Genomic DNA, 11,644 nt, shown 5'->3' on the forward strand with positions numbered 1-11,644 from the left:
AAAGTGAGAGAGGTGCCGTCCTTTACCAAAAGGTCCAATAGAAAAGGAGTCTACAATCTACAAAGTGATAGATGATAAACTCCTTTTTCAATTATTTAAGAAGTAGAGAACCGTCCTTATACTTCCCGTTTTGCCGCACTCTCTCTTATAATTAAATTTGTGTTGATAACGACTTTTTTACAAACGGGTCTTTTGGAGTTGATTCTTTCAAGTAGTAGATCAACTGCGGTTTCACCCATTATTTCGGTGTAAAGTTTTACGGTTGTAAGTGGTGGAACCATGTATTGAGCGGATGAAATGTCGTTGAAGCCGACGATGCTTAATTCCTCTGGAATGGATACACCTAATTCATGTGCAGCCTTATAGCATCCAATTGCAATCGTGTCATTACCGACAAATATCGCTGTAGGGCGATTTTCCCCACTTAGCATTTCACGCAAAAGGACATAGCCTTCTGTAGGATTATAGCCGCCGATTTTAACAAATTCCTCGTTAAATAATCCTTTTTCCTGTAAATACGTTTCAAATACATCCTGCCGCAAATCCTTAAAACGATTTCCGTACATATCGGTTTCGGTTCCGCCAATAAAGCCAATTTGTTGATGACCTAGCTCAATTAAATAATCAAGAGCTTTTCTTGTTGCCGAATTAAAATCAATGACAACTGAATCAAAATGCGAACCATCCGGATTGGAGTCAACAAATACACAGGGTTTGTCATAACCTTTGAACCGCTCAATATCCTCTTTTTTAAAGGTGCCTAGACAAATAATCCCCATCATTTTCTCAACGTTTTTTTTCGCCTCATCCCTCAATAGCTTTTGGATTTCAATGCCTTTTTCTCTCAACTTTTTCTCTAAAGCTACCCTGATGGACAAATAGTAGGTATCGACTAACTCCTCCTCAAGTGAATAGGAGTAGTACAAGCCTACCTTCATTTTCGTTTTTGATTTTTTCTTAGGGCTAATGACATACTCTAGTTCCTCTGCGGCTTCAAAGATTCTTTGTCGTGTCTCTGGGGTCACACTTAAGGTTTCGTCATAATTTAATACCCTTGATACAGTTGCGATTGATACATTTGCCAGCTCTGCAATATCTTTAATTGTTGCCATTTACCTCTACCTACTTACCCATTTTATTTTAAGTGCCTTCTTTAACAACTTGTTTTGTCAAAAATGTCAATTTCGTTTCGGAAATGATAATCGCCATGAGGATTAGAACCGCTCCTACGGCCATTTTCATTGTTAAAATTTCATTCAAAATGATCACTGAAAAGACCATGCCCCAAAAGGCTTCTGTTGAAAGAATAATCGCTGCATTCGTTTCGGTCGTATATTTTTGGGCAACCGTTTGCAGTAAAAAGGCTATGGTTGTCGAAAATACACCTAAATATAGCAGCGAATTAATGCCTTCTTTTTCAAATGAAACGTTTACTTCTCCCCTAAATAATACCATAATAAACCCTAATACGGTTGCTGTAATCATTTGAATTAAGGTCAAAAGTACGGGGTCTTCATCCTTGACAAATTTGGCTGTGTAAAAGATATGGAACGCAAAAGCAACAGCACAGAATAGAGTAAGCAGGTCACCGAAATTGATTTGACCAGATAATTTAAGCGAGATAACTCCCACGCCTGTAACAGCTAGAATCGCACCGATCACTTCAAAACGATTGACCTTTCTTTTATACATAAAATAGGCAATAAACGGCACGATGACAACATTTACTGCCGTAAGAAAGGCGTTTTTCGAAGGTGTTGTATATTGTAATCCCACTGTTTGTAAAACAAAAGCGATATAGAGGAACAGTCCTACAACTGCTCCTTTAATGATCACTGATTTCTTAATCTGTCTGAGCTTTTTATAAAAAAAGCAGCTTAACAAAATGACCCCGATCAAAAACCTGCCAGCCAATATTTGATAAGGTGTGTAATACTCTAAAGAAACGGCACTGGCAACAAATCCGCTTCCCCAAATAACAGCTGTAATGAATAACCCAATCTCACCAATATACTTTTTCATTTACTCCTCCAACCACTTATCTTCATGTAGTAAAAGGAATACACTCGACGTCCAAGTAAAAGAGGTATCAACCAACCCTTTTCCGGTTAATGGGTCAAAATTTTCCGCCATGCCGCCAACTAATGTTAGCTCCAGAAACTTGTCTCTTACTCTATTTGCGATTTTCTCATATCCATACTTACGTAACGAATCAATGAATAAGTAGGTTACTGGCGCCCAAATCGGACCAAGCCAATAGCCATTTTCTTTATGGTACGGACTAGTTAAACTTTCCGTCGCCAAGCCAAATTGGGTTTCAAAATCTGTTTCTAAATCCGCTACGAGCCTTGCCATTACCTTTTCGTCCAACCGATAACCAATGATGACTGGCAGCCTTAAGATTAAACTAGATCGAATGGAGATTTTTTCAGCATTTTTCCCAACCCGACCAAAGAAGCCATTCTCATCGTGAAGCCGATCCATCAGCAGCTCATAAAGAGAATCTGCTTTCTGTTTAAATAGGTTTGCCTGCTCGACTTCTCCTAGCTTTTCCGCAAAATTGGCAAGAATATCATAGGTACGGATTAAAAAGCTGGCCAAGTCTGGCGCTTCTACGGGCATTCCAACATGAAACAATGACGCATTATCCCATCCTGAATCGTTTCCGTGCTTGTAATGCGGCAAACGATTTGGATAGGTCCGATAATTCTCAAAGTATAAAGCAACCCTTTTGGTAGACTCATACACTTTTCTCAACCGAGTTTGTTCTTGGAAATAATCATTGATTTCCATTAGCTTCTCATAGGCAAGCGCAAAAATCGGAGGCTTCACACAGTTGTACGAAATGTATTTATCATTGATAAAATCAGGATACGCCCCAGATTCATCTTGCTTATCAATAAAGGCTTCCAGTTGAGCGTAAGCGAGTTCCGGATAGTGCTTTCCAAGGTTTAAGGCATTAAAGCAGTTATCCCAAGACCAAATATTGTACATCCACAGCTTTGACATATACATGGCGTAATCCTTTAAGATTCCATGCGGATGGACAACACTGGACCAGGTGATATAGGAAGCCCGTTCAATCGACGGAAGATAGGTTTCATCTCCGTTACTGAATTTCCCAAACCATTCATGATAGATTCGTTCTACCTGTTGTTTTCCTTCATTAAATGGAAGATAGTCCTTCTTCTGATAAACGGTTCGATAGCTTTCGATGACAAAGTGACCGTTGTTCATCCGAATATCAATAAAATCATTACCGATGATTTTCCAAGGGGCGTGAACCGTCATTTCCCCTTCGAGCTTCATAATCATCAGCTTTAATTCCTTCGGATAGATATGGTATTCATACATCCCATCCTCGATTTCCATAAGGGAATCGTATTTCACTTTTTTATCCGTTAGCCGCAATTCGATTCCGTTTACTTCGATATGAAGTTCATCTTCTTCCGGGATAATGAACTCTACATAGCTACTCGGATCCTCTTTTATACGGAAGGTAAGAGAAGTTTCCGTCGCCTCGACTTCCACATCTTTTGTTTGACCGTCCTGGAGGAACTCCAATTTAAACAGTCGGGACGGTGCTTCATCTCCACCATGAACATCTCTTATATAGACATCCTTACAATCCCTTTCCATTGATATACAAAAGTACGACCCAAATCGCGAAAAAGGAATTTCTCTTATATCTAGATTCATAAAATGTTCTCCTTATATACTCGTTCTAAAGTATTTACTTTCTTCTACCAAATGGCTTTTTTGTACTTTTCTCAATTCAAAATGAATAGCGAAATCCCGAAGATCCACTCGGTAACTCGGAAGCTGCTCTTCCCCACAACTATTACTGCCAACCCCACTCTGGCGGTAATCAATCGTAAGCACATGAAAGGGTGATTTCTTAATCTTTCCTCGATGCTTCGCTTCCTCTAGGGCATTTGTTTCATAGTCATGAATAGTGAAATCGCGATTTTCATTAAAATTAAACAAGTAAGCCTGTTCCCCTTTGGCAACAGCGAGGAAAGAAGTATCACATCTTGAGCCGTTTTCCTGTGGATACACGTAATCAGTATGCATTTCCTCCACCGTTTTATGATATAGACCCATCAACTGGCTTCTTTTACTATCTTGATAGCTTTCAGAAGGACCACGGCCATACCAAATGACATCCTTATGTTCTTGATTTACATGCATCGTAATACCGATCCTCGGTAATAGCTGTGGGATTTCCTTACCACGGATAACCGCTTTTCCATTTAGGGTAAGGCTTAATACTCCCTCATTTGTGACCTTATAATGGTATTGCAAATGAAAGCCCCAGCCTTGGTTAACGGTTGAAAAATACTTCTCGATGACAATGTCCACATATCCATCTTGCTTCACATAGTTAAACGAGACCAATTGTTCTTTTCCATTTTTCAAAAAGTACTTATTAATCCAATCGTCCTTCTTGTACATATCGTTATCCATAATTGCCCGCCATAGCGTCAACTCAGGTCCACTTTCAATAATCACTTCTCCATCTACTTCATGCGAGACGAGCTTACCCTTTACCTTTGAAAAGACGGTTTTCAACTGATTAGTTTCAAGAACAAGCTGTAAATGATCCTCACGGATAGTCATTTCCGCTACATCATCGCTATTAGTGGTCGTGCAAGCCACCTGCTTCACAAGCTTTGTCGCCTCAAGAAGAAAAACTTCCTTCGTAATTTCATGGCCTTTTTGGGCATACGGAGTATCAGTTGGCTCTACATAACTTACATACAGATGGACATCCTCGTATTTTAACGCATCGTCAAGGTTAAGCGGCAATCGGATTTCCTTTTCTTCTTGAGCATGAACAGTTGGCAACAGGATTGTTTTCTCTTCAATTACTTTATCAAAGGATACTAGCTTGATATGCGCCGCAATTCCTTCAAGGTTTCTAAAATCATATCGATTTTTTACCTTAATCATTAATTCTTGCTCATCGATTAATTCCGTGACGATTGGCTCAATCACTTTTTTATATTCGATTAATCCTGGTGATGGTGTCCGGTCAGGATAGACTAATCCATCGATACAAAAGTTACCATTTGTCGGAAAATCACCATAGTCGCCGCCATATAGATAACGAATCGTTCCATCTTCCTCAACCTGTTCAATCCCATGATCGCACCATTCCCAAATAAATCCGCCTTGCAGTCTAGGATATTTCCGCATGACTTCTTGATATTCCGTTAGCCCACCAGGACCATTCCCCATCGCATGACCGTACTCGCAAAGAATATGCGGCTTCTTCCCTTCTGCATCCTGACCAATTTCCTCAAGCCTATTTAGTCTTGTATACATTGTCGTAAACACGTCACTAAAGGAAGCCGTGCGATCCCCTTCGTAATGAACCAATCGTGAAGCATCCATTTCCTTAATGGCCTTGTACATCGCCCCAAAGTTTCTACCCGCTCCCGATTCATTTCCTAATGACCACATGATGACGCTCGGGTGATTACGGTCCCGTTTGACCATCCGAACCGCTCGATCAACGTACTGCTTTTCCCACAGTTCATTGTCACTAATCCAATTATAGTTCCCGGTGTTTTCGAATCCATGGCACTCTAAATCCGCTTCATCAATCACATAAAGGCCATACTCATCACATAAATCATAAAAAACATCATGATTCGGATAATGGGCAGTCCGAACGGCGTTAATATTATGCTTTTTCATTAACAGAACATCTTCAAGCATGTCCTCATAACTAACCGTCCGTCCTGTTTTCGGATGGGAATCATGACGATTCACACCGTTAAAAAAGATCCTTTTGCCATTTAAGCTTATTTGGTTATCAATCACTTCAATAGCTCTGAATCCGAAGCGCAATGGAACAATTTCTTTTTCACCATCAACTAGTGTGTATTCCAGTGTTAACGTGTATAGATTCGGCTCCTCAGCACTCCACAGCAGTGGGTTTTCCACCTTCTTCAGTACACGGAACTTTCCATCTACTACTTCAACCGCAAAGTTCTCCACTACTTTTCCTTCATGCCATAGCGTTGCGTTGATGTCAGTCGTTTTATTTTTGAAAAAATTACCCACAATGTGTAAGTCGAAATGTTGATAGTTTTCATCTGGTAGTGTTTCAATATAGCAATCGGCAAGCGTATTTTTGTGGATTCGATAGAGTTCTACCGATCTGAAAATACCAGAAAGCCACCACATATCCTGGTCCTCTAAATACGTTCCATCCGAAAATTGATACACTCTAACGGTAATTCGATTGCTTCCAACCTGTACAAACCCAGTAATATCAAATTCGGAAGGCATTCTCGACACTTTACTATAACCAGCATGATGGCCATTCACATATAAATCAAACGCCGAATCGACGCCATTAAATTTCAAAATCAGCTTTTCATCACCATCTACTTCCTCTAGGGTGATGTCTGTAAAATAGATTCCCGTTGGATTCTCATCCGGAACAAACGGCGGATTAATCGGGAATGGGTAAAGAACATCCGTATAATGCATGTTCCCGTATCCATGTAATTGCCAGCAGGAAGGGACCATAATCGAATCTAATGAGCTCGTGTCAAAGTCTTTTTTTTCAAAGTCTTGTGGTGAATACTCAGGCGCTTCTAGGAAAAGAAACTTCCAAGACCCATCGAGAGACGAGTAACCTTGACTTTTATTTTTATCGTAAGAAAGGGCCGTTGCTAATTCTCGATAGCGATAGAAATCGGTATGGGCTTCGAGCCTGTTTATTCCTGTTAGTGTGATATCTTCCCATCTTTTCATTTCTCGTAGCATATACATTTCCTCCGAATTACTTTATTGAACCACTAATTCCCTCCACAATGTATTTCTGCGCCAAAGCAAATACAAGGATAGGTGGAATAATCATCACTAATGTGATAGACATAATCGGTAATATTTGCATATCATGGACTCCTCTAAAGGCTGCTAACCCTAACGCCATCGTATATTTCGATTGATCCTGCAAATAAATTAATGGTCCTAAATAATCATTCCAAACGACTAAAATATTCAATACCGCAATCAGAATGAGTGGTGCCTTCATAATAGGCAAGAAAATTTTATAAAAGATTTGAAATTCATTTGCCCCATCGATTCGAGCGGCATCCTCCAAATCCTTTGGTACATTCATTAAAAATTGTCGCAGTAAAAAGATAAAATACGCGGAACCAAAAAAGGCTGGGACGATTAATGGTTTTAAGGTGTTAATCCATCCAAATATATTAAATTGCATATAAAGCGGAATCATCGTTACATCCCACGGAATCATCATCGTTGATAAGAGCAGGATAAAAAGAAGATTCTTATATTTAAAATCAAAGCGAGCAAAACCATAGGCAATCAGTGAACAAGAGGCCACTTGACCGATGGTTGTTAGGACTGTGACAATAACGGAGTTTTTAAAATAGACCCCAAAAGGCTGACTAGTCCATGCATCAACAAAGTTGTGAAACTGCGGTATATCCGGAAAGATTTTTGGTGGAAAAGCAAATACTTCCGTTTCAGTCTTAAGTGCCGTTAAAATCACCCAAATAAATGGAAATAAGAAGTACAATGAAAATAAACCAAGAAAAATGTAGACGATGAATTTATACGTTTTTGAAGTCTTCATTTTTTTCCACCTTCCTTCTTCACTTCATTTTCATAAAATACCCACGCAGAGGACGATTTGAAGATTAATAATGTTAGTAATAGAATCACAATAAACATAAACCAAGCATTCGCACTGGCATAACCGAGCTTGTGATGTTTAAAGGCGTTATTATAAACAAATAATCCGTAGAAATACGTTGACTTCAGTGGTCCTCCTCCAGTTAACAGGAGCACGAGCGTTAATTGCTGCAGCGCACCAATAACTGATGTAATCACATTAAATAGAATGGTAGGCGTAATACTTGGAATCGTGATATAAAAGAACTGCCTTAGTGGGCCCGCCCCATCAATGGCTGCTGCTTCGTAGATATCCCTTGGAATACTTTTTATATCGGTATAAAAAATAAGCATCATCGTACCGACTCCCCAAGCGCTAGCAATCACGATCGTAATAATGGCCCATTTGGGGTCAATTAACCACTTTGGTCCCTCAATTCCAATAAAGGAAAAAAGATAATTCAAAATCCCATACTCAGAATTAAAAATCCAACCCCAAATGATAGAAATGGCCACTCCTGATACGACGGTAGGAAGATAAAAAATTGTTCTAAAGATTTTTATTCCCTTTACTGATTGGGTGATGAGGAGAGCAAGGACTAGAGCTATGATAAGATTAAGAGGAACAAAGACTAAAGCAAACTTAAAGGTAATCGAAATCGATTTATAAAACTGCGGATCATCGGTAAACATTTTAATATAGTTGCCAAATCCGACAAAGGTTGGGCTGCTAGTGACCGGCCAATCAAAGAGACTCATAATGAGCGAGAATACTAATGGCCCCAACGTAAACACGACAAATCCGATCATCCATGGCAGGATAAATAAATAAGGAACCTTTTTATTTACTAGATTGTATTTTTGTGGTCTGGTTTTTTTTATCATCAAAGTGACCTCACGAAGTTAATTTTGGAAAAAGCATCTTTATGACGCCATCGATGCTTTTTCCAATTTTTTTTATTTTATTTGACTACTTCATTCAGTACCTTTTTAGGGTCCATTAAAGTACTTGGGTTGAAAATTTGTTCGAAAACTAAACTTAAGTCGTCTGCTACTGTTGTCCAGTCCTCTACGATATAAGAAGTTGGTGTATAGCCGTCACTTTTTTCAAGCATTGAATAAAATACACTTTTCACAGGATCCTGTGTTAATTGCTCTGATTCTACTAAACTCTTAAGTACAGGAAGTTCAAATTCAATTCTTGCTTTATTCGCTTCTTCCCCTGTCCAATATTGCATAAACTCAAATGCGGCTTCTTTATGCTTAGAGTCCTTTGACATAGAAATACCAGAAGAGCTAACAATACTTACATTTTGACCATTTTCAAACTTAGGAAGCTCTACAACTCCATAATCGATTCCTGCTTCTGTTAGCGATCCTAGTGACCAAGCACCGTTGACAAACATGGCAACGTTTCCTGACTTCATTTCTGTTGATCCTGAACCTTCAGTTGTGATAGCGATGCCATCCTTTAACATCCCTTGAAACATATTGAATACTTCGATTGATTTAGCGGAGTTGACATTCCCATCCAAATTTCCATCCTTATCCACAAAAGAAGCACCATTACTCCATAAGTACATTTCAAAATCATATGGATCCGGTTGACCTGAGAAGGCAAAACCTGTAATTTTCTTTGATTTATCAGTTAGTTTCTTCGCTGCTTCTTGTAGATCATTCCACGTCCAGCCAGCTTGTGGATATTCCAATCCTTTTTCATCAAAAAGTGCCTTGTTGTAATAAACCACATGCGTTGTATACCCTACAGGCAAGCCCAGCATCTTATCATCAGTCTTATTATAGTTCCAGAGAGCATCGTAGAAATTATTCTTATACTCTTCCCCTTCATTCTCAATATAGGAATCAAGCGGCTCTAAAGCATCCTTGTACAGCGGGTAGTTCCACATATACATGACATCCGGAGCATCCTTGGCTCCCATTCCTGCAGCAATCTTCGTATCGTAATCAGCGCCATACCCTTCCAAAACAACTTTAATTTTGTCATTTTGTGCATTAAAATCATCAACCATTTTTTGTTGTAAATTGAGGGTATCCTCATTATCCCAAGTAGCAAAACGGATCGTTTCCTTACCGTCTTTATCCTTTTTCTCCTCCTTGGATGCTGACGAGCTACACCCAGCTAAAACTAGTACTGCGGTTAATACGAATAGCAAAATAACCTTAAATCTTGACGTTGACCCCTTCATCGTATCCCTCCTATATGAATATATTTGAATTTTACGATTATTTTTACTAAATGTAAACGCTTTTATTAGTTTTTTTACTAAAATTTTTACTAGAAGATATATTGGTAAAGGAAAATCATATAATAATATGTTAATAACATTAGCCTAATCATTCATCCCACAGAAAGGGACTTTACTAAAAACCATACAAAAACAGTAAAATCCTTTATCGATTTAAAGCATGTGGGGACAGTCCCCACATGCTTTAAATCGATAAAGGATAAGGTAAATAAAAAGTGCGCCTTTTTCCCATTTCCGGTGGCGCACTTTACTAACGCTATTACATTGTCTGATTTGGTAAAAGGATGCCACTTTGTCCCTTTTAGTGGATATCGCTTATTTAACGAAAGAAATAATCACAATACTAATAACGGAAAAAATGATTACGTGTTGACCATTTACTCGCAGTCCTTCCTTCATTCCCGATACCCCTGCCAATTTACTTACCATTAGATTAAGCCCTGAAAAAGGACTTAGCGCCGTTGAAATGGACCAGGATAACAATAGAATCAAGGCTAATGCCACATTACTAATTCCAAGTTCCACTGGATTTAACTGCATCGCTAATACTCCAACCGACGCAATTTGATGTATACCTATATAGCTGACAACAAGAACAAATAGTAAAATTGTTACCGCGAACAAGAAAAAGGACAAATTTGCAATGCTCATGAGGATACTGCTAACTCCATTCATCACCGTTGTCCCTTTCATAGCAAATGCCAACATTCCAGCACTCATAAATAACATTATTTCATTATTCATCATCGGAACGGTACGGTCCCGGTAGTCAACCAATAATGGGAGCATTCGTTTCCAATCGGATGTAATGATTCCGTATACTAACGGAACAATGATTGACATGAAACATACAATTACCATCATTGACCAATGCGTAATGCTCTCAATTCCAAGACATGCCGCTAATAAAATCAACACCAATAAAATTAGTTTTAGTAATTGCTTTCGTATCTTTTTATCCATTTGGCCTGTTTGAGGATCTCCCAATGCCAAAGGGTGCCTTTTGATCCAAAATGCAAATAAAATATTGCCTACGATTAAAGATAATAGGCCAAGACTGATACCAAATAATATATATTCATTAAACGAGACATCAAGATAATGAAGGACTAATGAAACAGAGGCAAAATAAGGTGACCACATAATGGCCGTCGAAAATCCCATGATATACCCCTTCGCTGTCATCGCAGATGGAAACTTCAAATCCTCCAAAAATTCATGAATAATTTTAATGGAACCAAGGTTCAGGACTGGGCTTAATATAAATAAAGTACCCGTTATTCCTGTATATAATTTTTTCGGCTGATGTAATAGATACTGCAGCAGAAGCGAAATTGACTCAAAGAAACCACTAAGTCTAAGTGGAATGGCGAGAAGTGGTACTAACGTTAACAGACAAAGCAAGGGAAGAATTAAGATAATCCCATCACTAATTCCGTCGCCGCCAGTCCCCTTACTCCACTCAGTGATGACTCCCACCCCCATCATAATCAAACCGACGATACGTGGAAAACGGTCCGCCTTCGTTACACTTCCGAAAAAGGCAAGCAACGCAACGATAACGAGTGAATATTGCAGCCATTGTGTCTCAATGAAATAATGTATTAAAAAAAGAATAGACATTCCCAAAATAAGATAGCTTCTCATCTGTATCTCTCCTAAGCTGAAAAAAAATCACCATTTGAAACAAGTAAGCTATTTAAATATTAAATCCAGAC

At 38.8% G+C, this 11,644-nt stretch carries 8 protein-coding genes; all 8 read right to left on the bottom strand.

All coding sequences use genetic code 11. The annotated features are described in order from the left end of the window. Positions 1-116: 116 nt before the first annotated feature. Positions 117-1,112: a LacI family DNA-binding transcriptional regulator gene (locus tag LRP83_RS07775; RefSeq protein ID WP_230496124.1), complete on the bottom strand. Its 996-nt coding sequence runs from the start codon at positions 1,110-1,112 to the stop codon at positions 117-119. 28 nt (positions 1,113-1,140) lie between these two features. Beyond that, positions 1,141-2,022, bottom strand: coding sequence for a DMT family transporter (locus tag LRP83_RS07780; RefSeq protein ID WP_230496125.1), 882 nt, complete (start codon positions 2,020-2,022; stop codon positions 1,141-1,143). Next, on the bottom strand, positions 2,023-3,699 hold the full coding sequence (locus tag LRP83_RS07785) for an amylo-alpha-1,6-glucosidase (protein ID WP_230496126.1): 1,677 nt from the start codon (positions 3,697-3,699) through the stop codon (positions 2,023-2,025). It lies immediately after the preceding gene. A gap of 12 nt (positions 3,700-3,711) precedes the next feature. Beyond that, the gene (locus tag LRP83_RS07790) at positions 3,712-6,783 is read right to left on the bottom strand and encodes a glycoside hydrolase family 2 TIM barrel-domain containing protein (protein WP_230496127.1); all 3,072 of its coding nucleotides are present in this window, start codon (positions 6,781-6,783) and stop codon (positions 3,712-3,714) included. A gap of 16 nt (positions 6,784-6,799) precedes the next feature. Further along, positions 6,800-7,621 (bottom strand): carbohydrate ABC transporter permease, encoded by an 822-nt coding sequence (locus LRP83_RS07795; RefSeq protein WP_230496128.1) that lies wholly within the window; start codon positions 7,619-7,621, stop codon positions 6,800-6,802. Then, positions 7,618-8,544 (bottom strand): carbohydrate ABC transporter permease, encoded by a 927-nt coding sequence (locus tag LRP83_RS07800; protein WP_230496129.1) that lies wholly within the window; start codon positions 8,542-8,544, stop codon positions 7,618-7,620. Before LRP83_RS07800 ends, LRP83_RS07795 begins: the two co-directional genes overlap by 4 nt. A 77-nt stretch (positions 8,545-8,621) precedes the next feature. Then, positions 8,622-9,866, bottom strand: coding sequence for an ABC transporter substrate-binding protein (locus LRP83_RS07805; RefSeq protein ID WP_230496130.1), 1,245 nt, complete (start codon positions 9,864-9,866; stop codon positions 8,622-8,624). Between the two features lie 375 nt (positions 9,867-10,241). Next, on the bottom strand, positions 10,242-11,573 hold the full coding sequence (locus tag LRP83_RS07810; RefSeq protein WP_230496131.1) for a hypothetical protein: 1,332 nt from the start codon (positions 11,571-11,573) through the stop codon (positions 10,242-10,244). Between the last annotated feature and the right edge of the window lie 71 nt (positions 11,574-11,644).

Origin of the sequence: Pseudoneobacillus rhizosphaerae (assembly GCF_917563885.1) — a bacterium.
Classification (GTDB): Bacteria; Bacillota; Bacilli; order Bacillales; family Cytobacillaceae; genus Pseudoneobacillus; species Pseudoneobacillus rhizosphaerae.